Genomic DNA, 22,890 nt, shown 5'->3' on the forward strand with positions numbered 1-22,890 from the left:
CCCTCAAATCGCCATTTATCCGTATATACCGGGTTGAGGCCCCATTTCGCCCCTACGCGACATCGCGTCATTACGCTCTGCGCTCGCGTAGGAACCCATCGCAACGGGAGTTGTATTATGCACACAAACACCCTGCTTCATCCGCTCGCGCTCCGCAGGGCGGAACCTCACGACCTTCCCGGCGTCCTGACGCTGCTCGCGGACACCGCCGAGTGGCTCTATGCGCAAGGGGTGCGGCAGTGGCCCCGCAACGGGTTCGGCCCCGAGCGGATCGAGCCGCTCATTGAGGAGCGGGTGCTGTTCCTGCTCGACGACGAGCTTCGATACCTGGACCCCGACGAGTCGGCGCCGCCGGTGGCCACCATTGCCCTCGACGACCACGCCGATCCCGAATTCTGGACTCCCGGCGACGACCCGGGTGCCGCCCTCTACATCCACAAGCTGGCCGTGGCCCGGCCGTGGTCCGGCAGCGGGCTCGGGGACGCCCTCCTCGACTGGGCCGCCGCCTCGGCGTTCGCGGCGGGGCTGCCGTGGCTGCGGCTCGACTGCGCCAAGGCGAACCCGCGCCTGCAGTCGTACTACCGCAGCCGCGGTTTCCACCACGTCCGCACCGTGGACCTGCCCCACCGCTCCTCGGGGGCCCTCTTCCAGCGCCCTTCGGAGGACCTGTCCACGACCGCCTTCCGCGACCTGACGATCGCGGAGCTCATCTCCGCGTAGAACCCGGAACCGGGGCCCGGCCTCCTCGCCTGGAGGCCGGGCCCTGCCGGCACGACAGGCGACCCAAAGCAGACCCAAAGCGGCGAGCCACACCGTGGTTCCCATGAACAACGACTTCATCAGCCGTGAGATCCGGCTGGCCGCCCGTCCGGTGGGCGTGCCGGGCCCGGAGACCTTCGAGCTCGCCTCCACCCGTGTCCCCAGGCCTGGCGAGGGCCAGATCGTCGTCCGCAACACCTGGATGTCGGTGGACCCGTACATGCGGGAGTGGATGAGGGAGGAGGTGTCCTACGCCCAGCCGTACCGGATCGGCGCCCCGCTGCTCGGCTCGGCCGTCGGCGAGGTGGTCGCCTCACGGGCGGACTCCGTCCCGGTGGGCAGCATGGTGACGCACTTCCTGGGCTGGCGTGAGTACGCGCTGCTGGACGCCGCGGACGCGACCGTCATCGACACCACGGCCGCGCCCGCGGAGGCGTACCTGGGGCCGCTGGGCACGACCGGGCTGACCGCTTACGCCACGCTGACCCGGGTCGCCCCGGTCGAGCCCGGCGACGTGGTCTACGTGTCGGCGGCCGCCGGGGCCGTGGGCAGTGTGGCCGGGCAGATCGCCCGCAAGCTCGGGGCCGCCCAGGTGATCGGCTCGGCCGGCGGGCCGGTCAAGGCCAAGAAGCTCGTCGCCGACTTCGGCTTCGACGCCGGGCTCGACCACCGGGCCGCACCGATCGGCGCGCAACTGGCCGAGGCCGCCCCCGACGGCATCGACGTCTACGTCGACAACGTCGGCGGCGACCACCTGCGGGCCGCCATCGAGGCGCTGCGCGACCACGGCCGGATCGGCATGGTCGGCGCGATCTCCTCCTACAACTCCACCGAACCGGTGCCCGGCCCGGACAACCTGTTCAAGCTCGCCGCCAAGAACGCCACGCTCCGCGGGATGCTGGTCACCTCCTACCTCGGCCTCTTCCCCGAGTGGATCGAGCGCGGCGCGGCGTGGATCGCCGACGGCTCCCTCCACTACGAGCAGACTGTCTTCGACGGAATCGACCGCGCCCCGGACGCCTTCCTCGGCGTGTTGAGCGGCGCCAACACCGGCAAGATGCTGGTCCGGCTGAACTGAAGGGGGATGCGCATGTCCACGCGCATGAGCGTCAGTGAGCGCGAGGAGTTCCTGGCGGGCACGCACATCGGGGTGCTCAGCGTGGCCGACGGCCGGGCCCCGCTGCTGGTCCCGATCTGGTACGGCTACGCGCCCGGCGGCGACATCCGGATCAGCACGCCGTCCGGCACCCGCAAGCTCGAGCTGATCCGCGACGCGGGTCATGTCGGCTTCGCCGCCCAGCAGGAGGCGATGCCCTACAAATACGTCTCCATCGACGGCGTGGTCGCCGGATACGAGCCCACCGACCCCGGCGAATACCGCGAGTGGTCGATCAGGTACCTCGGTCCGGAGCAAGGAGAGCGGTTCTTCGCCTCCATCCAGGATGGGCTCGGCGATTGGGTGACGATCCGGATTCGCCCTGAACGGTGGCGTACGTTCGATTTCGGGAAGGAGTTCGCCTAGCTTTGACGGGTGCGTTTCGGGGTGCTGGGGCCGCTGACGGTCTGGACGGAAGACGGTGAGCCGGTCCGCATTCCGGAGACGAAGGTCCGCGCCCTCCTGGCCGATCTGCTGGTCCGGGAGGGCGGCCCGGTCTCCGCCGACCGGCTCGTCGACGACCTGTGGGGCGACGACCTGCCGCGCCATCCGGCCAACGCGCTCCAGCAAAAGGTCTCCCAGCTGCGGCGGGTCCTGAACGAGGCGGAGCCGGGCACGCGTGACCTCGTCGGCCACGGGCCCGCGGGCTACCGGCTCACGATCGAGGCCGACGCGGTCGACGCCGGGCAGTTCGCGGTCCTGGTCTCCCGCGCGGGCCGCACGCGAGATCCCCGTACGAGGTCCGCCCTGCTCGCCGACGCCCTCGCTCTGTGGCGAGGGCCGGCGCTGGCGGACTTCGCCGACGCCCCTTTCGCCGGGCCGGCGATCACGCGGCTGGAGGAGGCCCGCCTGGCCGCGCTGGAGGATCGGGCGGAGGCGCGCCTCGACCTCGGTGAGCACCACACGGTCGCCGGGGAGCTGGGCGACCTCGCCGCCCGGCACCCGCTGCGCGAGCGGGTGCAGGCCGCGTACCTCCGGGCGTTGTACGGCGCGGGCCGGCAAGCCGAGGCCCTGGAGGCGTACGAGGAGGTCCGCCGCCGCCTCGCCGACGAACTCGGCGCCGATCCCGGCCCGCAGCTGGCCGCCCTGCACGCGGCGATGTTGCGGCAGGATCCCGCGCTGATGCCCCGTACGGAACAACCGGCACGCCGTGCCGTGCCCGCGCCCGTCACGGAGATCATCGGCCGTGAGGAGGAGACCCGCCGGATCCGCGAATCCCTGGAGCGCTCACGGCTGGTCACCCTGACCGGACCCGGTGGTGTCGGCAAGACCCGGCTGGCACTGGAGGTCGCGGCCACCTGGGCGGAGGAGGACGGCGTCCACCTCGTCGAACTCGCCGAGCTGCGCCGGTTCGACGAGGAAACCGTACGAACCGCGCTGGGCGTCCGGGACGACGGCTCGTCCCGCCCGCTCGGTGAGGTGCTGTACGGCAGGCGGCTGCTGCTGGTCCTGGACAACTGTGAGCACGTGGTCGAGCAGGCCGCCGCGGTCGTGGGCCCGCTGCTGCGTCAGGTGCCCGGCCTGCGCGTGCTGGCCACGAGCCGGGAGCCGCTGCGGGTGTCAGGGGAGGCGGTGGTCGTGGTGCCGCCGCTGCTCCCCGCCGATGCCGCGCGCCTGTTCACCGAGCGGGCCGCGGCAGCCGGACAGGCCGCCGACGACGCCGACGCGGTGGCCACGATCTGCCGCAGGCTGGACGGCATCCCGCTCGCACTGGAGCTGGCCGCGTCCCGGGTGCCCGGGCTGGGCGTGCGCGAGCTTGCCGAGCGGCTGCACCTGCGGTTGCTCGGCGACGGCCCCAGGGACGCGCCGGCCCGCCAGCGCACGCTTGCCTCCGTGATCGAGTGGAGCTGGGACCTGCTGAGCGGGCCGGAGCGGACGGTGCTCGCCCGGCTCGCCGTGCACGTCGGCGGCTGCACGCTCGACGCGGCGGAGCGCACCTGCGCCGGAGGCGGTGTCGGCGTCTCGGAGGTCATGGACGTCCTCGCCCGGCTCGTCTCCCGGTCCATGGTCGTTCAGGGGGACGGGCGTTACCGGCTGCTGGAGCCGATCGCCGAGTACTGCCGTGAACGGCTCAGGGACGCCGGGGAACTGGAGGCGGCGCGGCGGCGGCACCGCGACTACCACGCCGCGCTCGCCGTACGAGCCGAGACCCACCTCCGCGGTCCCGGCCAGCAGGCGTGGATGGCCCGGCTGGAGGCGGAACAGGCCAACCTCCGTGCGGCGCTGGACGAGGCGATCGAGCACGGCGCGGCAGAATGTGCCTTGACCTTGGTCAACGCCCAGGCCTGGTATTGGTTCGTGACCGGACGGCTGGGTGAGGCACGCCGGTCGATCGCCAGGGCCCTGGCGGTGGAGCCGCCGGATGCGGCAGGAGCGGCGCGGGCGGAGGCGCTGGCCTGGCAGGCCGGCATCGGCCTGCGCACCGGTGAGGCCGGGAACGCCGACCGCGCGCTGGAGGACCTGGACGACCCCGCCACGCGGGCCCGGATGCGGTGGTTTCTTGGGTTCGCCCGGATCGGCGTGGGAGAGCAGGCGGTGGGGATCCGCCACCTGGCCGAGGCGCGGCGCGAGTTCGACGCCGTCGGGGATCGGTGGGGGATGGCCGCAGCCCTGGCCGGGCTGGCCCGATACGCCGCGATCGGCGGCGACCTCGCGACCGCCGGACGCGACGGCGAGCGGGCCGCCGCGCTCTTCGCCGAGGTGGGGGACCAGTGGGGAGTGCTGCAGGCCACCGAGCCCTTGGGCGTGCTGGCCGAGGCCACGGGCGAATACCCAGCGGCGACCCGCCACTTCACGACGGGACTCCGGATCGCCGAACGCCTCGGGTTGTGGTCGGAGGTGTCCCTGATGTCCTCGCGGCTGGGCAGGATCGCCCTCCTCACCGGCGACCACGAGCGCGCCGACGAACTCCACGAACGCGCTCGGCGGCGCGCGGTCGAGCAGTCCGACAAGTCCATGGAGGAGTTCGCCAGGATCGGCCTCGGGCTGTCCGCCCGCAGGAGGGGAAGCCTGGACGAGGCGGAGGACTACTTCCGCACCGGCCTGGAGTGGATGCGCCGGATCGGCGGAGGCGGGCCGGAGGCGCTGCTCCTGGCCGAGCTCGGCTTCCTCGCCGAGCAGCGGGGGGATGCCCGGGCCGCGTCCGATCTCCATTCACGGAGCCTGGACGTGGCCCGCGCGGAGGACGATGCCAGGGGCGAGGCTCACGCGCTGGAGGGGCTGGCGGGCGCGCGGGTGCTCGCCGGGGATCCCGTCGGCGCCGCCCGGCTCCTGGAGGCGGCGCGGGAGCTTCGCGAGCGGGCAGGCGTCCCGCTCCCACCGGCCGAGCGCTTCGACGTGGACCGCATCAGCGTGGCGGTGCGGAAAGCACTTGCCAGCACAAAGGGGCAGATCCCCATATAACCTCTCCTGCATGACCGGATCCCTGCTCGAGGTGATTGCGCTCAATGTGCGCGACGCCGTGGCCGCCGAACAGGGCGGAGCCGACCGGCTGGAGGTCGTCGCCGACATGGCGGCCGACGGGCTGACCCCCTCCCCGGAGACGGTGGCCGCGATCGCCGCGGAATGTCCCCTGCCCCAGATGGTGATGCTCCGCTGCGACGCCAACTTCGTCGCCGACCCCGACGTCTTAGTGCGGCTGAGCCGCGACGCCAAGGCGCTGGCACAGGCGGGGGCGGCCGGTTTCGTGTTCGGGTTCCTCGACGGCGCCGGAGCCGTCGACCTCGCGGCCACCGAGGCGCTCATCCACGCCGTCTCCCCCTTGCCGTGGACCTTCCACCGGGCCGTCGACCACGCGGCCGACATCCAGGCGTCGTGGCGCGCCGTGCGCCTGCTGCCCAACCTCGCGACCGTGCTCACGTCCGGATCCCCAGTCGGCGTGGGCGACGGCCTGCCGGTGTTGAAAACCCGCGCGGAGGCGGGTGACGGCTCGATCATCCTGGCCGGCGGCGGCCTGCGGCCGGCACACGTGCCCGTGCTGCTCGACTACGGCATCAGGGCCTTCCACGTGGGGTCCGCGGTCCGCGCGAGCTGGTCGGACCCGGTCGAGTGGCGCCTGGTACGCCAATGGCGGGCCCTGGTCGAACGCGACTGACTACGGCAGGGCGCGTCTGAGTAGGCCAGGGCGGCCTCCGACTACGGGAGGGCGCGTCTGAGTAGGCCAGGGCCGCCTCCGACTACGGGAGGGCGCGTCTGAGTAGGCCAGGGCCGCCTCCGACTACGGGAGGGCGGCGTCGGCGCGGCGGAGGGCGGCGGCGAGCGTGCGAATCGTGGCCGGCTCGTCCATGACGCCGCCCCCGGCCTCTCGCTGCTCCTCCCACGCGCTCACCCGCTCCCGGTAGGAGTCGTAGTGGGCCAGGTGGAAGGCGTAAACAGTGGCGAAGCGGCTCACCAGGTGCGACGGGTGCATGTCCCATCCTTGGTAGAAGCCGTGCCGCAACGAGTGGCGCACCAGCTCGGCGTGCCGCAGCCACAAGGCGTGCACGTCGACGGCGCGGTCGGAGGCAGGTGAGGCGGCGAGCGAGCCGTCCGAGAGCTCCACGCCGGTGCCGGCGAACGCCGTCTGCATGACGTGCCGGGCGTGGTCGCAGGCAGGATGGTCCAGCCGCTGCTCGTGCGGCGGCAGCCCGAGCGCGGCCGTGTAGTCGAACACCCCGAAGTGCGCCGCCGCCAGCCGCCCGCCGAGCGACTCGGCCAGCTCGGCACGCAGGAAGGGCAGCGTCTGCGGCGCCTCCACCTGCATCTCGAACCGCAGCCGGACGTCCAGGCCGGCCTCCAGCCGCTCCAGCACGCCCGCGAACTGCGGCAGATAGTCCTCCATGAGCACCTTCGGGAACGTCACCGTGAACCCGGCCGGCAGCTCGCCGACCCGCTCGACCACCCCGGTGACGAACCCGCCGAGCGTCCGCACCGACCGCCCGGGGTCCCCGTCCGCGAACGACTTCACCCGCGGCCCCCACCGCCGCGGCAGCGCCCCGGCGGCGTGCAGCGCGGCCACCGCCTCGGCGGCCTGCTCCACGTGGCCGTCCTCGACCTCGTCCGGTCGCACGCCGTAGCCGTCCTCGAAGTCGACGCGCAGGTCCTCGATCGGCTCGTGGGTGAGCTTGGCCAGCACCTTCTCGTGTACGGCCGCGGCCGGTCCGCGAGGCACGCCGAAGACCTCGACCAGCTCGCCGGGGCCGCCGAGATGGGCCTTTACCAGGGACAACGCGTGATCGCGCCACTCATCGACGGTGCGCGCGGAGAACCGGTCGGCCGGCACATAGACGGTGTGGACCGGCTGCCACCCGGGAGCGGCGCTCAGCTGCGGGTAACGGGCCTGCTGGGCGCGGTAGGCCTCGGCGAACCCGCCCGGGGGCTCAGGGACGACAGGCACGGAGCATGGCCTCCAGACCGACGATTTTGACACGTTCGCCGCGACCCAGCGTCTTGGCCAGCTCGGCCTCCGCCGCCTCGATCGCCAGCCACTCCTCGTACGTCACCGGATGCACCCCCCGCTCGGCCAGCAGCGCCTCGACGGGCCCGCCATGGACGCGTTCGCGCCCCGCCCGGTTCGACGTGCCCGGGTCCGGCACCAGATCCGACAGCAGCGTCCGGACCGTCTCGGCGGCGTCGGACTTGTTGGTGCCGATGACCCCGGTGGGGCCGCGTTTGAGCCAGCCTGCCACATATTCGCGCTCGCGCACGCGCCCGGCCACGTTCGGCACGGTCATGGTCTGCTCGGAGAACGGCACCCCGGGCAGCGGCACGCTCTGGTAACCGACCGAGCGCAGCACCATGCCGACGTTCAGGGTCTCGAACTCGCCCGTGCCCACGACGCGGCCCTCCTCCGACAGGCGGGTGCGTTCGAGCTTGAGCCCTTCGACCCGCTCGGTGCCGAGGATCTCCACGGGCCGCAGCCAGAACCGCACGTCGAGGCGGCGCGGGCGGCCGACGGGCTCGCGGGCGGCCCACGACTGCAGGACCTTGATGTTGCCCTGGACCTGGCGCGGGAAGTCGCCGCCGAGCACGACGGCCTCGTCCGGCCGTACGCAGACGTCCGCGTTGGCCAGATCGCCCAGCTCCCGCAGCTCCTTCAGGGTGAACTTGGCGTGCTCGGGACCCCGGCGGCCCACCATGTGGATGGCCTTCACCTGGCTCTCCGACAGGCGCTGGAGCACGTCGTGCGGCACGTCGGTGGCGCGTAGCTCGTCGGCGGTCTTGGCCAGGACGCGTACGACGTCCACGGCGACGTTTCCGACCCCGATGACGGCGATCTCGGAGCTGTCGAGCGTGAACCTGTCGGGATCGACGTCGGGGTGCCCGCAGTACCAGTTGACGAAGTCGGTCGCCGCCACGCTGCCCGGCAGGTCCTCACCGGGGATGCCGAGCTTCCTGTCGACCATGGCCCCGGTGCAGTAGACCACCGCGTCGTAGAGTCCGAGCAGGTCATCGACGGACAGGTGCGTGCCGAGCGTGACGCCGCCGAGGAAGCGGACCTCAGGCAGCTCCAGCACCCTCCGCAGGTAGTTGGCGATCGACTTGATCGAGGTGTGGTCGGGCGCGACGCCGTACCTGACCAGCCCGTACGGGGTCGGGAGGCGTTCGAGCACATCGACCTGCACGGGCTCCGCCGACTGCTTGACCAGTGCCTCGGCCGTGTAGATCCCGGCGGGACCCGACCCGATGACCGCCACACGCAACGCCACGCCGCCTCCTAAGACACGCGTCCTACCAGATGCAACCGGCCAGTGCCATCGATGTATCCCCGGTCGCCAGTGTGGACGAACCCGTCCCTGGCGAAAACCGCTTGATCGGTGTTGTTGCCAACGTAGCCGCTCATGACCGCGTCCGAGCGAAGAAGGACCTCCCCTTCCTCGTCATCAGGCAGGAGGCGGCCGTCCGCGTCCCTGATCGACACGTCCACCCCGCCGCGCGGCCTGCCGACGCTCACCTCGGCGTCCTCGGGCGGGTCGTCGGGCCGCGTGCCGAGCCCGAGCCCGGCCTCGGTGCAGATGTACCGGTTGCAGACCGGCACGCCGTACTTGGCCCGCAGCGCCCTGATCAGCTCGGGCGGGGCGGGCGCGCCGCTGGACAGGATGAGGGTCAGGTCGGGCAGGTCACCGCCGCCGGCGAGGATGCGCGCGAGCTGGTCCGGGGTGCCCTGCAACACGCTGATCCGGTGCTCGCGCAACACCCGCAGGGCGGCGTCCTCGCTCCATGCGGGCAGCACGTGGCAGGTCCGCCCGGTCTGCAGGAAGATCGGCAGCCGGGTGACGAAGCCGAGCCGCCCGAGCGGATGCGGCACCAGCCGGGCGTCACCAGTGGCCCAGCGGTCGCCGGCCCCGTGGGCGCGGATGGCCTCGAGCTGGCGGTTGCCGAACAACACGCCCTTGGGCGGCCCGGTCCGTCCCGAAGTGAAAGTGATCACCACCTGACGCCCGGGGTCGGGTGGGAACGGCGGCGGTGGCGGCTCGGCCCGGCACAGCCCGCCGAGCCGCGCCGGGTCGTAGGAGTCCCGTGGCTGCCCGCCGCCCTCGACGGGCAGCGTCACCACGTCGAGCCCGGCCAGCGGCGGCAACACCCGTGGGACGGTGATGACAAGGGCCGGCTCCAGCATGGTCAGCAGCTCCACGCGGTCCGTCCCGATGCCCGCGGTCACCGCGCCGATCTTCGCGGCGGCGACGTAGCAGATCACGAACTCGGGCCCGTCGGGCAGCGCGAGGACCACGACGTCGCCGACGCGGATCCCCCGATGGGCGAGCCCGGCGGCCACCTGGTCGGAAAGCCGGTCGAGGTCGGCGAAGGTCAGCGAAGTGGCGCCGGTGACGACGGCCGCGCGCGCCCCGAATGTACGTGCGGCCGCACCGGCCAGCAGGCGCAACATGGCAGCTCCTGGGGCAGTGGGCGCACTTCCAACCTACTCGCCCGGCGCCTGCCTCGCCCGATCGCGGAGGACCTGTTTGTCGATCTTGCCGTTGACGTTGACCGGCAGGGCGTCCACCACGACGACCCGCTTGGGGATCTTGTAGTTGGACATGTTGGCCCGCGCCCACCCGACCAGCGTGTCGGGGTCGACGGCCGCGCCGGGCCTCGGGACCACGTACGCCACCCCCGCCTCGCCCGTGGCGGAGTCGGGGACGCCGACGACCGCGGCCTGGGCCAGCGATCCCTCGCGCAGGAGCAGCGACTCGACCTCGGCAGGCGAGACGTTGAAGCCGTTGACGATGTAGAGCTCCTTCTTGCGGTCCACGATCGCGAGGTTGCCCTGCTCGTCCAGCACGCCGACGTCGCCGGTGTGCAGCCAGCCGCCGGCGTCGACGGCCTCGGCCGTGTGCTCGGGCGCGTTCCAGTAGCCGCGCATCACGCCGTACCCGCGCTGCAGGATCTCGCCGCGCTCGCCGGGCGCGACCTCCTTGCCGTCGTCATCGACGATCTTGACCTCGATGCCCGGCACCGGCCTGCCGGTGGTGTTGGCGACGACCTCGATGGGGTCGCCGGCCCTGGTCATGGAGACGACCGTGCCCTCCGTCAGCCCGTACGCGTTGATCATCCGCTCCAGGCCGACCCGCTCGGCCAGCCGCCTGATCAGCGTCGCCGGCACGGCGGCGGCGCCGCAGATGGCCACGCGTAACGACGACACGTCCCAGGAGCCGCGGTCCAGCTCGTCCAGGATCCGGTGGAACAACGTGGGCGGCCCGGCCAGGATGGTGACGCGTTCGGCCGAGATGAGCGACATGAGAGCGTCCGGGGTGAAGATCGGGATCGGCACCATCGTGGCCCGGCGCATGACGCAGGCGACAAGCCCGGCGTTCAGCCCGAAGCCGTGGCTGAACGGGGCGATGATCGGATACCGGTCGTGCTCGTTCAGCGTGACGATCTCGGACCAGTCCCAGTAGCCGCGCACGACCTGGGCGTGGTCCAGCATGACGCCCTTGGGCGTGCCGGTGGTGCCCGACGTGGACATGATCTCGCACAGGTCCTCCGGCCGTACGGCGAGTGCCCGCTCCTCGGCCTCCCGCGCGGAGACCCGCGCCCCGAGCGCACGCAGCTCCGACGCCGGGGGGACGATCGTGTGACGCAGGCCGGGCAGCTCCGGCAGCAGCCCGGCGAGCGGGACGGCCGTGGGGCCATCCCCGGTGATCAGCACCTTCGCGCCGGTCTTCTCGATCAGCTGGGCCGCCTCGATGCCCTTGTACCTGGACGAGAGCGGCACGATCACCCCGCCCGCGTCCCAGATGCCGAACGCGTGCGCCACCCAGTACGCGGAATTCACCCCCCACATCGCCACCCTGTCGCCCGGGGCGACGCCCAGGGCGATGAGGCCGCGGGCGACGTCGGCGGCCGCCACCCGCAGCCCGGCCATCGTCATCCGGACGCCGCCCTCGGCGACGATCGTGGCGGCGGCGTGGTCGTCGGCCTGCTCGCGCAGCATGCGGGGGAGCGTTCCCCAGTCCATCGGATCCCCCTACGAGATGAGAGCCCGGTCCCTGCCCAGATGGTGGCCGCGCAGGTCGGTCACCGTGCCGGGGCGCGGCGTTTCTGCGACGTCCTGGGCGATCTCCACGCTGATCGAGACGGGGGTCAGCGCCCCCACAGCCTGCTGGATCCGCGAGCGCCACATGGGGTTGCCGACCAGGCTCTGCCGGTTGAACGTCACGGTGAGCACGGCCGCGTCCAGCGTGCCCTGCCTGCTGATCTGAAGGTCCCAGCCCGCCACCCCGTCGATCTTCGACAGCGCCTTCTCGACCCGGGGCAGGGCCAGCCACACGCCTCTGACCAGCACGTGCTCGCCCACGGTGTGTACGGGCGCCGGGATGCCGTCACCGGCTCCGGCCACCTGCCCGGTCCTCAGCACGGCGTCGCCGAGCGTCGCGTGCCCGTGCGGGGTGACGACCAGCTCGGCCAGCTCCGCGCCCGCGTCGGGCTCGGCGTCCTTGGCGAGCGCCGCCAGCCCCAGCATGCCGTCGGCGAGCGGGGTGAGCGGGTCGTCCTCTGCCGCCCGCCAGGCCAGGGCCGTGCCGCCGAACGGGCTCGCGTACACCTCTGTGACCCGCGCCGCGAATTCGCCCGCCAGATGACCGAGCGTTCGTTTCGAGGCGATCTCGCCGGTCAGCACGATGTTCCTGAGCCCGAGGTCCAGCGGGTCCAGGAGGAACTCCAGGTGCAGGCGGGCCAGGAAGTCCATGGCGCCCGTCGGGGTGGCCACGAGCGTGGTGGCACGCAGCGTGGACAGCGCGTGGTGCAGGCGCATCCGGCCACGCGGCCCCAGACCCGCGGCGGCCTGTGCCACGTCGGCCGCGGCGGCGGTCCACAACGCGCCCGCGGGCTCGGCGAGCGCCACCGCGACCCGGTCCCGCTCGCCCACCCCGGCCGCCCGCAGCGCTGCCGCGGTCAGCCCCACGGCGGCCGTGCGGTCGTCCCGGCTCAGCGGGAAAACGCTCGACACGTCGGGGGAGACGAGCAGGAGCCCTCCGGCGGTGTGCGCGGCGGCCCCGAGATCGTCGCGGGTCAGCCAGCGACCCATCAGCGCACCACCTCGCTCATGAACAACGTCATCGACTCGCACACCCGCTCGTGCGCCAGCCCGCCGACCTGGGCCTGGATGATGAGATCCGTGGCGCCCGCCTCGGCGATCCTGGCCAGGGCCTTGCGCGAGCCCTCCACGTCGTCCACCACCACCATCAGGTGCTCCCGCAGCGTGGCCATGGCCTCATCCGGCGGCATCCCGGCCGCGAGCTGGCCGAGCACGCGGTGCGTGGCGTGGCGGGCGTCGTAGTAGTCGGGCGGGGTGACCAGGTTGACCTGGCGGCGGATGTACCACAGGACGGCGTCGGCGGCCGTGGCGTTGGCCTCGTCCCGCGTGAGGGCGACGAACCAGGGGATCATGAGGGCGACGCGGCGGCTCGACGGGTCGAAGCCGTGCTCGCTCAGGCACTCCCGATAGCGCGCGATGTCGGCGGCGACGTCGTCGATGCCCTTGAGCATCGTCATGCCGAGCAGGTTGTATCCGTGTTTGGCCGCCGCCAGGTAGCCCTCCAGCGAGGTGGACGCCACCCACACCGGGGGATGGGGCTCCTGGACCGGCCGCGGGTAGACCGCCACGTCGGGGATCTCGAAGAACTCGTTCGACCGGCTGATCGGCTCGCCGTCGGCCCGCCAGATGGCCAGCGTGGCCTCCAGCGAGTCCTCCCAGATCTGCCGGGACTTCTCGAACGGCCGCTGGAACGCCTGATACTCCAGCGGTGAGGCCCCGCGCCCGGTCCCGAACTCCACCCGGCCGCCGCTCAGCACGTCCAGCGTGGCGACGCGCTCGGCCGTGCGGATCGGGGACTGGAACGGCAGCAGCACCACCCCGAGCCCGAGGTGGATGCGCTCGGTCCGCTGCGATATGGCGGCCAGGACCAGGTCGGGTGCGGAGGAGTGGGAGAAGCCCCTGGTGAAGTGGTGCTCGACGAACCAGGCGGTGTCGAAGCCCAGCCGGTCGCCCAGCACGACCTGGTCGACCACGTTGTGGAACGCCTGTTGCTCGACTTCGCGGGTGCGGCCGCGGACCTCCAGTTCATACCCCAGGCTGATCCGTAGGGACGTCATCGCGCCTCCGGCACAATAGGAAACCAAGCGCTCGCTTGGTAGAGCGTATCAGCAGCGAACACTTGCGGGAAGGGCGCGCGCACGATCAGAGTGGATGCCTGTGAAGCGAAAGCACGCGCCGAGGCGGCCGAAGGACACCACGGTCCCCGATCATGGCGACGACGGCCTCTCGCTCACGAGTGCCCGCCGCTACGAAGCGTTCGGCCGGGTGATGGCCGCTCTGGCGACCGAGGCGGACTTCATCGAGTCGTGCCGCGACCTGACCTGGTGGCGGGGATCCGACCACAGCTGGCACATCGAGTGGCGCGACGGGCCGTATGCCTCCGAAGTGGCCTCCCTGCTGGCCGAGCAGGTGCGCGACCCCGACTATGACGGCTCGCTCGTCACCGAGGCGGGTCCGGGCGGCGGCGGCTCGGCCGTGCTCGACGTGATGGGCGTGCGGTTCGAGCTGCGGGCGATCGATCCGATGGGCCGGGCCACCGTTCGCTCCCGGGCCGGCTTCTGGCGCCTGGCCGAGGCCCTCGACACCACCCGCCGCACCAACACCCGCCACCCCTGGGAAGAGCTCCTGGGCGGCTGACCCCGCCCTTCCTCCTCGGCCGATCAACCCCACAGGCGTCTGCCCTTCGAACGGCGGGGTGCCCGTTCTCCCGCAAAGCACCTCCACCTGAAGCTCGCGCCGGCCTCGGAGGCCCGGGAACGGGATCAGGCGGGTGGCCCGAAGACGTGTGCCGCGAGCCGGGCACGGTGCGCCTGGGGTGGGCAGAAGAGCTGGGCGTCGGACGTGGCCCGCTTGAGGTAGCGGTGCGCCGGGTGCTCCCACGTGATCCCGATCCCGCCGTGGACCTGGATGTTCTCGCCTGCCGCCACCAGATACGCCTCCGTGCAGTACGACCCCGCGATCGCCGCGAACACCCCGTCCCGCGCCGCCGCGGCGGCCGCCGATCGGGCTGACTCCACCAGGAGCAACACGTCGGCCAGTTTGTGCTTGATCGCCTGAAAGGACCCGATCGGCCGCCCGAACTGGTGCCGCCGCTGGGCGTGCTCGACCGCCATGTCCAGACACCGCTGAGCCCCGCCCACCTGCTCGGCGGCGAGCGCCGCGACGCCGAGGTCCCGCACCCGGGTCCACGCCCGATCGTCGCCGAGCCGCCGTACCGGGACGCCGTCGAAGGTCAGCCGCGCCAGCGGCCTGCTCTCGTCCATCGTCGGGTACGTCTCCCGCCACGTGGGCACGGCTTCGACCAGCAGCCCGTCGACGTAGAGCAGCACCAGCTCGCCGTCCAGCGCGTACGGCACCGCTCCGGTGAGCAGGTCGCCCTCCAGCCGCAACTCGCCGTCACCCGGCAACACCACGGTCGCCGTCACCGCCCCGTCGCCCAGTGCCGCCAGCAGGTCGGACGCCCCGCAGGAAGCGGCCGCCGTCACCGCCATCACCGCCGACTGCACGAAGGGATGCGGCGACAGGACCCGGCCCAGTTCCTCCGCCACGGCCGCCATCTCGGCCGGCCCGCATCCCGCGCCGCCGTGCTCCTCGGGAACGAGCAACCCCGCGACGCCCACGTCCCGGGCGAACTCCTGCCAGGACGCGCCGGGACGGCCGCCGAGGTAGTCGCGGACAACGGCGCGGAGCTCATCGGGAAGCGACACGGCAGATATGCTAACCAAGCGATTGCTTGTCTTGGTAAAGGAATGACCGAAATTTGCCTTTTCTGTACGGTCACATAATCTGATGGCGGTCTGCCCTATAAGTCCTCGGGGGAGGGTTTGACCAGGGAATGGAGATGAACAACACCACCATCGACTACGCCGACTTCGCCGAGTACGACCGGCGGCTGAGCCGCATCGAACGTCACCTGGTCGCGGCCTTCCTTGGGGGATTGCTCGTCGGCCTCGTCGGCATGCTCATCTCGGGCCGCGGTCCCGCTTGGGTCGGCCAGGTCTACGAGCCCTACGCCTACCTGGCTCTGGCACTGGCCGTCGGGGTCACCGCGTCGGGGTTCGGGTGGGCGTTGCTGACCACGTTCCTGGCGGCCGTGTCCACGCTGGTCGCGGCCATGGGCGCGAGCGCGTTCCGCGGCGACCTGGCCTTCGACGTCATCGGCGGCAGCGCCGCCGGGCTCAACTGGATGCTCGCCCTGCTCGTCGGCCTGGGCCTGCTGGCGTACGTCACCCACAGGGACGACGCCTGGGGCGACCTGGCAGCGGGCGCGGTCGGCGCGGCGCTGATCGCGGACGTCGTGGACCGGGCGACCCCCGGCTTCATCGACAGCGAGCAGTCGTTCTGGCCCCTTCCCGCGCTGCTCATCGGGCTGCTGTCGGTCGTGGTGGTGCTCGTGCTGCGCAGGAACGCCCGTGCCCGGCTCCGTGCGCTCGCCCTCGCGGCGGTCTTCGCGGGCTTGTTCGCCACCGGCCTGGCCGCCTTCGTCGCCGGCTGGATACCCTTTGCGGTCTGACTAGCTGGTGATTCGGCCGGTGGTTCAGCCGGCGGCTCGGTTCGGGCGGCGGATTTAAGGCCGAGCGAGCGGCTCCCCCGACTCGATAGCCTGTAATCCTTCACATCCAGGTTCGAGCAAGGAGTAGCCGTGTTGCTGCGCATGTCGTCGTTGTTTCTTCGCACCCTGCGGGACGACCCGGCAGACGCGGAAGTGCCGAGCCACAAGCTCCTGGTCCGCGCCGGCTACGTCCGCCGCGTCGCCCCCGGCATCTACTCCTGGCTGCCCCTCGGCAAGCTCGTCCTGGAAAACGTCACCAGGATCGTCCGCGAGGAGATGAACCGGATGGGCGCCCAGGAGGTGCTCTTCCCCGCCCTGCTGCCCCGCGAATACTACGAGGCCACCGGACGCTGGACCGAATACGGCGACACGCTGTTCAGGCTCCAGGACCGCAAGGGCGCCGACTACCTCCTCGGGCCCACCCACGAGGAGCTCTTCACCGACATGGTCAAGGGCGAATACTCCTCCTACAAGGACTATCCGGTCACCCTTTACCAGATTCAGACCAAATACCGCGACGAGGCCAGGCCCAGGGCGGGCATCCTGCGGGGCCGCGAGTTCCTCATGAAGGACTCCTACTCGTTCGACCTCGACGACGACGGGCTCAAGCGCTCCTACGAGCAGCACCGCGAGGCCTACATCCGGACCTTCGACCGGCTCGGCATCCGCTACAAGATCGTGTTCGCGCAGTCGGGCGCCATGGGCGGGTCGGCGTCGGAGGAGTTCCTCGCGCCCACGCCGACCGGCGAGGACACGTTCGTCGCCTGCCACTCCTGCGGCTACGCGGCCAACGCGGAGGCCGTCACCACGCCCGCGCCGGCCGCCCGCTCCTACGAGGACGTGCCGCCCCTGCGGGTCATGGACACCCCCGACACCCCGACCATCGAGACGCTGGTCGCGCACGTCAACGAGCACCACGGGCTGTCCATCACCGCCGCGGAAACGTTGAAGAACGTCGTCGTCAAGGTCACGACGCCGGGCTCCGACAAGATCGAGACGCTGATCATCGGCGTGCCCGGCGACCGCGAGGTGGACTTCAAGCGCCTGGAGGCGGCGCTGGCCCCCGGCGAGCCCGCCATCTTCGAGGCCGCCGACTTCGCCAGGCACCCCGGGCTCGTGCGCGGCTACATCGGGCCGCAGGTCCTGCGCGAGCTCGGCATCCGCTATCTCGTCGACCCGCGTGTGGTCACCGGCACCTCCTGGGTGACCGGCGCCAACGAGCCGGGCAAGCACGCCGCCAACGTGGTCGCCGGCCGCGACTTCACCCCTGACGGCACGATCGAGGCCGCCGAGGTGCGCGCCGGCGACCCCTGCCCCCGTTGCGGCTCGGGGTTGTCCATCGACCGCGGCATCGAGATCGGCCACATCTTCCAGCTCGGCCGCAAATACGCCGACGCCGCCGGCCTCGACGCCCTGGGCCCCGACGGCAAGCCGATCCGCATCACCATGGGCTCGTACGGCATCGGCGTCTCGCGCGCCGTGGCGGTCATCGCCGAGCAGGCCTACGACGCGCTCGGCCTCGTGTGGCCTCGCGAGGTCGCGCCCGCCGACGTGCACATCGTCGGCACCGGCAAGGAAAACCAGGTGGAGGCGGCGCTGGAGCTGGCCGGCGAGCTGGCCTCGCGCGGCGTGCGCGTCCTGGTGGACGACCGGCCGCAGGTGTCGCCGGGCGTCAAGTTCAAGGACGCCGAACTGCTGGGGGTGCCGACCATCGTGGTGGTCGGGCGCGGGCTGTCGCAGGGCGTGGTCGAGCTGCGGGACCGCGTCTCGGGCGAGAAGTCTGAGATCCCGCTGACCGAGGCCGCCGACCGCGTCGCCGCCGCCATCGCCTGACACCTCTGCCCTGAGCGGGCCCGCTGCCCTTGCCGGGCACGGGCCCGCGCTGACAAGGCGTGCTGAGCCGCGCGCCAGTCGCGGCGGCCAGGCATGCGCCGTCCGGGGCTTCAGCCGGAGGTGGTCGCCGGCGACTCCCGGCGCGACAGGATCGAGGCGAAGAAGTCCTTGACCGGCTCGAGCACCCGCATCGGCTCGTGGCCCACGCCCGGCACGACGTCGAGCCGCACGCTGATCCCGTGGGCCTCGAAATTGTCACGCAGCGCCCTGAGCCGCTCGACGCGCGTGACCCCGTAGGCGTCGGCGCCGTCCATCCAGTTGGCGTCACCCTGGTTGTTGATCTCCCAGGTCTCCACGTCCGCGCTGCCCACGACCATGTGCACGGGCACGTCCCGCAGCTCACTCACCCGTGGCGCGCAGCCGAACTCCTCCTCGAATCCCTTCAGCCCGATCCACCACGGGCTGTCGTAGTCGATGGAGGTGATCCGTCCCGGCGCGCCGATGGACAACCCGGCGAGCCGGTCGGGATGCAGGTACGCGAACCGGTGCACGAACTGGCCGCCACCGGAGAACCCGTGCAGCAGGAACCGCCGGGTGTCCACGTTGAAGCGCTCGCCGACCTCGTCCGCCATGGCCAGCAGCACCTCGTCGAAGCGGATGTCGCCGTACCGGAGGAACTTGAAGTTGTGCAGGTCGTCGGGGTCGCCGATGCCGGCGGGGAAGAGCGGGGCGAGGACGAGGCAGCCGTGCCGCTCGGCCCATTCGGCGAAGTTGTCACGGTACTGCGGGCCGCGCCGGGCTGTTCCATGCTGCAGGACGACCAGGGGCAGCGCTGGGCCGTCCTGGTCGTGCGCCGAGGGTACGTACAGGCAGTAGGAGAACCTCTGATCGAATTTCGACGCGAAAAGGGTCGTGGCGCCCGCCGAATAGAAGCCCGTCGGATGCCTGACCACATGCAGTGCCTTCACCATGAGCCCACAGCCTGTGCAAACACCGGTTCGCTCACAAGGAGATTGACGCGAACGCGGTAATCTGCAGGGTGGCCGTCACGCTCTACCTCGACTCGACCGGCGCCGGATCCATCGCCGTGCAGCAGTCGCCGCTGGCGGAGCTGTGCGCCTGCCTGCACGCCCTCGACGAGCCAGGACACCACCCCGCCAGCGCGGGCTGGGTGGCCAGGGCACAGCGCGACGTGGACGGCGACCTGCTGGACACGGCCGCCGCCTGGGCGCCGCTCTGGGGCGGCTTCCGCGCCCGCTACCTCCTGCCCCTGTCGGCCGGTCCACGGCGTACGCTCTTCGCCGAGCTGCAGGACATCGCCGAGTTGCCCATCGGCGACTTCGTGGGGATGACCGTGCAGGCGCTCATCGGCAAGAACGAGACCGAGCCGGCGCCCGTCCTCGGCGACGACCTGCTGCAACGGCTGCGGCTGATCTCCACCAGCCGTATGGAGATCGCAGCCAGGCTGCGCGCCGACCCGGAGACGTTCCGCGCCGCGTTACTCGGCTTCCTGGCCGCGTTCGCGGCCGCGGCCTTCGACGCCGAGTGGCGCGTCCTGCGCCCCGCCCTCGACCGGGACGGCGCGCTGCGCGAACGCGACCTGCGCAACAAGGGCGCACTGGTCCTCGCCGACTATCCGACCACGCTCGCCACCTCTGCCACCGGCCCCTCGTCAGGGCCGCTGCGGATCGTGTTCGACAAGCTCTACAACGCCACCGCCCGCGTGCACGCCGGGCGTCCCTGCCTGCTCGTCCCCACGGTCCACGGGCGGCCGCACTTCGTGATCAAGCACTTTCCCGGCTACCCGGTCGTCATCCAGTACAGCCCGGACGCGGCCGACATGCCGACGCTGGAGACGGCCAGGCGCCGGCTCGCCGCGCTCCAGGACCCCACCAGGCTGCGCCTCTGCTACGCCATCGTGCGCACTCCGGTCGCCACCGCGGAGCTGGCCACGCAGCTCGGCATGAGCGCGCCCCAGGTCTCCCGGCACCTGCGCAGGCTCAGGGAGGCCGGGCTCGTCCACACTCACCGGCGCGGCTCGGTCGTCTACTACCAGTTGGACACCGCCGCCGTCGAACGCCTCGGGCCCGACCTACTCTCCGTCCTGTACCGCTGAGGGGGAGGGCGAGGGCGAGGCCGCCGCGGCGACCGGCATGCCGGGGAACGCGGACGGCTGGGCGGGCCGGAAGGAGTAGGCGCGGGTGACCGCCTCCTGCATGGCCAGCGCGGCATAGCGGCGCAGCGACTCGTCCTGCGCGGCCGCCAGCTCCAGGTAGGCGGCCGTGACACCGGTCTCCAGGTGCACGGCCAGCTTGGCCGCCTGGGTGGCGTTGGAGGGGAAGAACGGCAGCGCGTAGGACGCGTCGGGCTCGGCCGGCCGGCCGCCGCGCGTCGTGATGAACCCCCGCAACTGGTCGCGGCGCGCCCGGTGGGCGTCGAAGGCCGCGCTCATCCTCTCCCGCAGCGACCCGGACGTCCGCGCGCCCAGCAGCCCGTACGCGAACAGCACCGCGTGCTCGGCCGCCAGCGCCTTGCGCAACTTCTCGACGTCGCCGGCGGTCACAGGGACCTCGGCAGGGCGACGGCATGGGCGGCCTCGCAGGCGCCGATGCTGGCGATGAGCTGGGCCATCCCTGGCGAGACGCTCGCGAGCTGGCGCGCCCGCAGCGCAGCTGCCTTGCGCTCGAGGTCGCGCAATCGCGACAGCGACGTCTTCGGCATGGCGGTGGCGGACGGCGTCGCGGAGCCCGAGGCGGACAACCTCGTGGGGGCGGTGGCCTTGACGTGCTTGCGCAGCTCGTTGAGATGGGCCTGGTGACGGTCCCTGAAGGGGACCAGCTTCTGCGCCCCGCCCGCGATCAGCGATGAATAGAGCGCGATCGTCCGTTCCTTCTCCGCGATCAGCTCTTTCAGCAGGAGCGTCTCGGGGGAGTCCGGAGCCTGGGAGGGCGGCTGCGGCGGCGGGCCGGAAGCGCTGCAGGCGGTGAGAGCGGCCGCTCCGCCCGCCAGCAAGACTCGCCGGGAGAGGTGACGCGGGCGCACGGACAGGAACCTCCAGTATTGCGGAACCGACTAGCATCGTACGGGCTCCTGCCCGCGATCGCTGTCGGCGACGCTCGCCATTCGACCATGATGAGTGGCGCTCTTTCCGTGCCCTCATACGGATAGGGTGTCAACTGTCGTCGCTGGCTGCGCGGCCAGGCGGCGGAGAGCCCGAGGCGAGGTCCGCCCGGCTGAGACATGACAATAGGGGAGGTCGATATGGGCAGCGCATCACCCCGCGACCACCTGATGAAGCTCCTGGAGCCTGTGGTCAGCGCGGAGGGCCTCGATCTGGAGGACATCACGGTCACCCAGGCAGGCAAGCGACGCTTGCTGCGTGTGATCGTGGATCGGGACGGCGGCGTGAGCCTCGACGACGTGGCCGACGTGAGCCTGGCCGTCTCGACGGCGCTGGACGACGACGACGCGATGGGCCAGGCGGCTTACACGCTTGAGGTCTCCTCGCCGGGCGTCGACCGCCCTCTCACCGAGCCGCGTCACTGGCGGCGTGCGGCCAAACGCCTGGTGAAGGCCGAGATGAAAGACGGCACCGTGGTGGAGGGCCGGATCCTGGCGGCGGACGAGAGCGGCGTCGACATGGACGTCGCGGGCACCGCGCGCCGGCTTGATTACGTGGACCTGACCCGGGGACGGGTGCAGGTGGAGTTCCGCCGTCTCGACGACGTCGACGGCGACGAAGGCTAAGGGGGAGCCGCCGTGGACATCGACATGAGCGTCCTGCGCAGCCTGGAACGTGAAAAGGACATCTCCTTCGACCTGGTGGTCAAGGCGATCGAGGACGCGCTGCTGATCGCGTACTTCCGGACCGAGGGCGCGGCCTCCAAGGCGCGCGCCGAGCTCGACAGGAGCAGCGGTCACGTGACCATCTGGGCGGCCGAGCTCGACGAGGAGGGCGACGTCGTCAGGGAATACGACGACACGCCCAACAACTTCAGCAGGATCGCCGCCACCACCGCCAAGCAGGTCATCCTGCAGCAGCTGCGCGACGCCGAAGACGAGATCAACTTCGGCGAGTACGCCAGCCGCGAGGGCGAGCTGGTCTCCGGCGTCATCCAGCAGGGCAAGGATCCCCGCGTGGTGCTGGTCGACCTGGGCAAGATCGAGGCCGTGCTGCCGCACGCCGAGCAGGTGCCCGGCGAGGAATACGGGCACGGGGAGCGCATCCGCGCCTACGTGGTGCAGGTGAAGAAGGGCCACAAGGGCCCCTCGGTCACCTTGTCGCGCACGCATCCCGGGCTGGTGAAGAAACTGTTCGCCCTGGAGGTCCCGGAGATCGCCGACGGCACCGTGGAGATCGCCGCGGTGGCGCGCGAGGCCGGGCACCGTACGAAGATCGCGGTCAGGTCGCGCAAGCCCGGCGTCAACGCCAAGGGCGCGTGCATCGGCCCGATGGGCTCGCGCGTGCGCAACGTGATGACCGAGCTCCACGGCGAGAAGATCGACATCATCGACTGGTCGGAGGACCCGGCGGAGTTCGTCGGGAATGCGCTCTCTCCCGCGCGTGTTTCACATGTCGAGGTTCTCGACTTGGAGGGGCGCGTCGCGCGGGTGACCGTGCCCGACTACCAGCTCTCGCTGGCCATCGGGAAAGAGGGGCAGAACGCCCGGCTGGCCGCACGGCTCACGGGATGGCGGATCGACATCCGGCCCGATACACAAGCGGAAGATGCCGCCGGTTCCGTAGATGCGTCAACACGGTAAGCTGGAATATGGTGGCCAAGCGGCCCCACAGCGCACCTGTGTGGGCTGCAGGGTTCGCACGGCTAAGTCCGAGCTGCTCCGCCTGGTGAGGGTCGAGGATCATGTGGTCCCTGACCTGCGAGGACGGCTTCCTGGCCGCGGTGCATCGCTGCATCCGTCCTTGGGCTGTCTGGAGCTCGCCGAGCGGCGCCGGGCGTTTCCGCGCGCATTTCGCGTGCGGGGGCCGCTCGACGTTTCGCGCGTACGGGCACACCTAGAAGGAGAACCACGAAATGTCATGTAGGACGCCGAGTTGATGGGCGGAGTCAGATT

The 22,890-nt window shown here is 71.6% G+C and carries 22 protein-coding genes; 12 read left to right on the forward strand and 10 right to left on the reverse strand.

From position 1 onward, the window contains the following. The first annotated feature begins 117 nt into the window (after positions 1–117). The 5 genes from EDD27_RS01440 (at position 118) to EDD27_RS01460 (ending at position 6,008) form a co-directional block, all read left to right on the forward strand. Entirely contained in the window at positions 118–720 is a 603-nt protein-coding gene (locus EDD27_RS01440; protein WP_127930699.1) for a GNAT family N-acetyltransferase, read from the forward strand. Between the two features lie 103 nt (positions 721–823). After that, positions 824–1,837 carry an NADP-dependent oxidoreductase gene (locus tag EDD27_RS01445; protein ID WP_127930700.1) on the forward strand — a complete coding sequence of 338 codons (1,014 nt, stop codon included), beginning with the start codon at positions 824–826 and terminating at the stop codon, positions 1,835–1,837. Positions 1,838–1,849: 12 nt separating this feature from the next. Next, entirely contained in the window at positions 1,850–2,281 is a 432-nt protein-coding gene (locus EDD27_RS01450; RefSeq protein WP_127930701.1) for a pyridoxamine 5'-phosphate oxidase family protein, read from the forward strand. 9 nt (positions 2,282–2,290) lie between these two features. Beyond that, complete coding sequence (locus tag EDD27_RS01455; RefSeq protein WP_127930702.1) at positions 2,291–5,317, forward strand: AfsR/SARP family transcriptional regulator; 3,027 nt, start codon at positions 2,291–2,293, stop codon at positions 5,315–5,317. Between the two features lie 10 nt (positions 5,318–5,327). After that, positions 5,328–6,008 (forward strand): copper homeostasis protein CutC, encoded by a 681-nt coding sequence (locus tag EDD27_RS01460; RefSeq protein ID WP_127930703.1) that lies wholly within the window; start codon positions 5,328–5,330, stop codon positions 6,006–6,008. Between the two features lie 123 nt (positions 6,009–6,131). On the opposite strand, the gene EDD27_RS01465 is transcribed toward EDD27_RS01460, so the two are convergent. The 6 genes from EDD27_RS01465 to EDD27_RS01490 are packed head-to-tail and all read right to left on the reverse strand — an operon-like array spanning position 6,132 to position 13,486. Beyond that, the gene (locus EDD27_RS01465; RefSeq protein WP_127930704.1) at positions 6,132–7,289 is read right to left on the reverse strand and encodes a DUF6986 family protein; all 1,158 of its coding nucleotides are present in this window, start codon (positions 7,287–7,289) and stop codon (positions 6,132–6,134) included. Continuing rightward, positions 7,273–8,601: an FAD-dependent oxidoreductase gene (locus EDD27_RS01470; RefSeq protein WP_241563802.1), complete on the reverse strand. Its 1,329-nt coding sequence runs from the start codon at positions 8,599–8,601 to the stop codon at positions 7,273–7,275. The genes EDD27_RS01465 and EDD27_RS01470 overlap by 17 nt, the downstream gene beginning before the upstream one ends. Before the next feature lie 8 nt (positions 8,602–8,609). After that, complete coding sequence (locus tag EDD27_RS01475; RefSeq protein ID WP_127930705.1) at positions 8,610–9,779, reverse strand: class I adenylate-forming enzyme family protein; 1,170 nt, start codon at positions 9,777–9,779, stop codon at positions 8,610–8,612. 33 nt (positions 9,780–9,812) lie between these two features. Next, entirely contained in the window at positions 9,813–11,351 is a 1,539-nt protein-coding gene (locus EDD27_RS01480) for an AMP-binding protein (RefSeq protein WP_241563803.1), read from the reverse strand. A 9-nt stretch (positions 11,352–11,360) separates the two neighbouring features. After that, complete coding sequence (locus EDD27_RS01485) at positions 11,361–12,419, reverse strand: phenylacetate--CoA ligase family protein (RefSeq protein WP_127930706.1); 1,059 nt, start codon at positions 12,417–12,419, stop codon at positions 11,361–11,363. Further along, positions 12,419–13,486 (reverse strand): LLM class flavin-dependent oxidoreductase, encoded by a 1,068-nt coding sequence (locus EDD27_RS01490; protein ID WP_127930707.1) that lies wholly within the window; start codon positions 13,484–13,486, stop codon positions 12,419–12,421. The genes EDD27_RS01485 and EDD27_RS01490 overlap by 1 nt, the downstream gene beginning before the upstream one ends. A gap of 94 nt (positions 13,487–13,580) precedes the next feature. Here EDD27_RS01490 and EDD27_RS01495 point away from each other — a divergent pair, with 94 nt between their 5' ends. Further along, positions 13,581–14,066, forward strand: a complete 486-nt coding sequence (locus EDD27_RS01495) for a hypothetical protein (protein WP_127930708.1) — start codon at positions 13,581–13,583, stop codon at positions 14,064–14,066. A gap of 125 nt (positions 14,067–14,191) precedes the next feature. Here the strand turns inward: EDD27_RS01495 and EDD27_RS01500 are convergent, their stop codons facing one another. Continuing rightward, positions 14,192–15,136, reverse strand: coding sequence for an acyl-CoA dehydrogenase family protein (locus EDD27_RS01500; RefSeq protein ID WP_127930709.1), 945 nt, complete (start codon positions 15,134–15,136; stop codon positions 14,192–14,194). A 134-nt stretch (positions 15,137–15,270) separates the two neighbouring features. Between EDD27_RS01500 and EDD27_RS01505 the strand changes: the two genes are divergently transcribed. Together EDD27_RS01505 and EDD27_RS01510 are read left to right on the forward strand one after the other, a co-directional pair. Beyond that, entirely contained in the window at positions 15,271–15,942 is a 672-nt protein-coding gene (locus EDD27_RS01505; RefSeq protein WP_127930710.1) for a hypothetical protein, read from the forward strand. 129 nt (positions 15,943–16,071) lie between these two features. Then, entirely contained in the window at positions 16,072–17,814 is a 1,743-nt protein-coding gene (locus tag EDD27_RS01510) for a proline--tRNA ligase (protein ID WP_127930711.1), read from the forward strand. 110 nt (positions 17,815–17,924) lie between these two features. On the opposite strand, the gene EDD27_RS01515 is transcribed toward EDD27_RS01510, so the two are convergent. Beyond that, positions 17,925–18,785, reverse strand: coding sequence for an alpha/beta hydrolase family protein (locus tag EDD27_RS01515; RefSeq protein ID WP_127930712.1), 861 nt, complete (start codon positions 18,783–18,785; stop codon positions 17,925–17,927). 68 nt (positions 18,786–18,853) lie between these two features. On the opposite strand from EDD27_RS01515, the gene EDD27_RS01520 reads away from it, so the two are divergent. Continuing rightward, positions 18,854–19,930: an ArsR/SmtB family transcription factor gene (locus EDD27_RS01520; RefSeq protein WP_127930713.1), complete on the forward strand. Its 1,077-nt coding sequence runs from the start codon at positions 18,854–18,856 to the stop codon at positions 19,928–19,930. Here EDD27_RS01520 and EDD27_RS56185 read toward each other — a convergent pair. Continuing rightward, positions 19,907–20,377, reverse strand: coding sequence for a ferritin-like domain-containing protein (locus EDD27_RS56185; RefSeq protein WP_241563804.1), 471 nt, complete (start codon positions 20,375–20,377; stop codon positions 19,907–19,909). The genes EDD27_RS01520 and EDD27_RS56185 overlap by 24 nt on opposite strands. After that, the gene (locus EDD27_RS56190; RefSeq protein WP_241563805.1) at positions 20,374–20,856 is read right to left on the reverse strand and encodes a hypothetical protein; all 483 of its coding nucleotides are present in this window, start codon (positions 20,854–20,856) and stop codon (positions 20,374–20,376) included. The genes EDD27_RS56185 and EDD27_RS56190 overlap by 4 nt, the downstream gene beginning before the upstream one ends. 219 nt (positions 20,857–21,075) lie before the next feature. On the opposite strand from EDD27_RS56190, the gene rimP reads away from it, so the two are divergent. From rimP to EDD27_RS01540, 3 genes are read left to right on the forward strand one after another with little or no spacing between them, the layout of a single operon-like run. After that, positions 21,076–21,561, forward strand: a complete 486-nt coding sequence (gene rimP / locus EDD27_RS01530; RefSeq protein WP_127930715.1) for a ribosome maturation factor RimP — start codon at positions 21,076–21,078, stop codon at positions 21,559–21,561. A gap of 24 nt (positions 21,562–21,585) precedes the next feature. After that, positions 21,586–22,578 carry a transcription termination factor NusA gene (gene nusA / locus EDD27_RS01535; protein ID WP_127940415.1) on the forward strand — a complete coding sequence of 331 codons (993 nt, stop codon included), beginning with the start codon at positions 21,586–21,588 and terminating at the stop codon, positions 22,576–22,578. Continuing rightward, complete coding sequence (locus tag EDD27_RS01540) at positions 22,562–22,861, forward strand: YlxR family protein (protein ID WP_127930716.1); 300 nt, start codon at positions 22,562–22,564, stop codon at positions 22,859–22,861. The genes nusA and EDD27_RS01540 overlap by 17 nt, the downstream gene beginning before the upstream one ends. Positions 22,862–22,890: the final 29 nt, after the last annotated feature.

This window comes from Nonomuraea polychroma (assembly GCF_004011505.1).
GTDB lineage: Bacteria > Actinomycetota > Actinomycetes > Streptosporangiales > Streptosporangiaceae > Nonomuraea > Nonomuraea polychroma.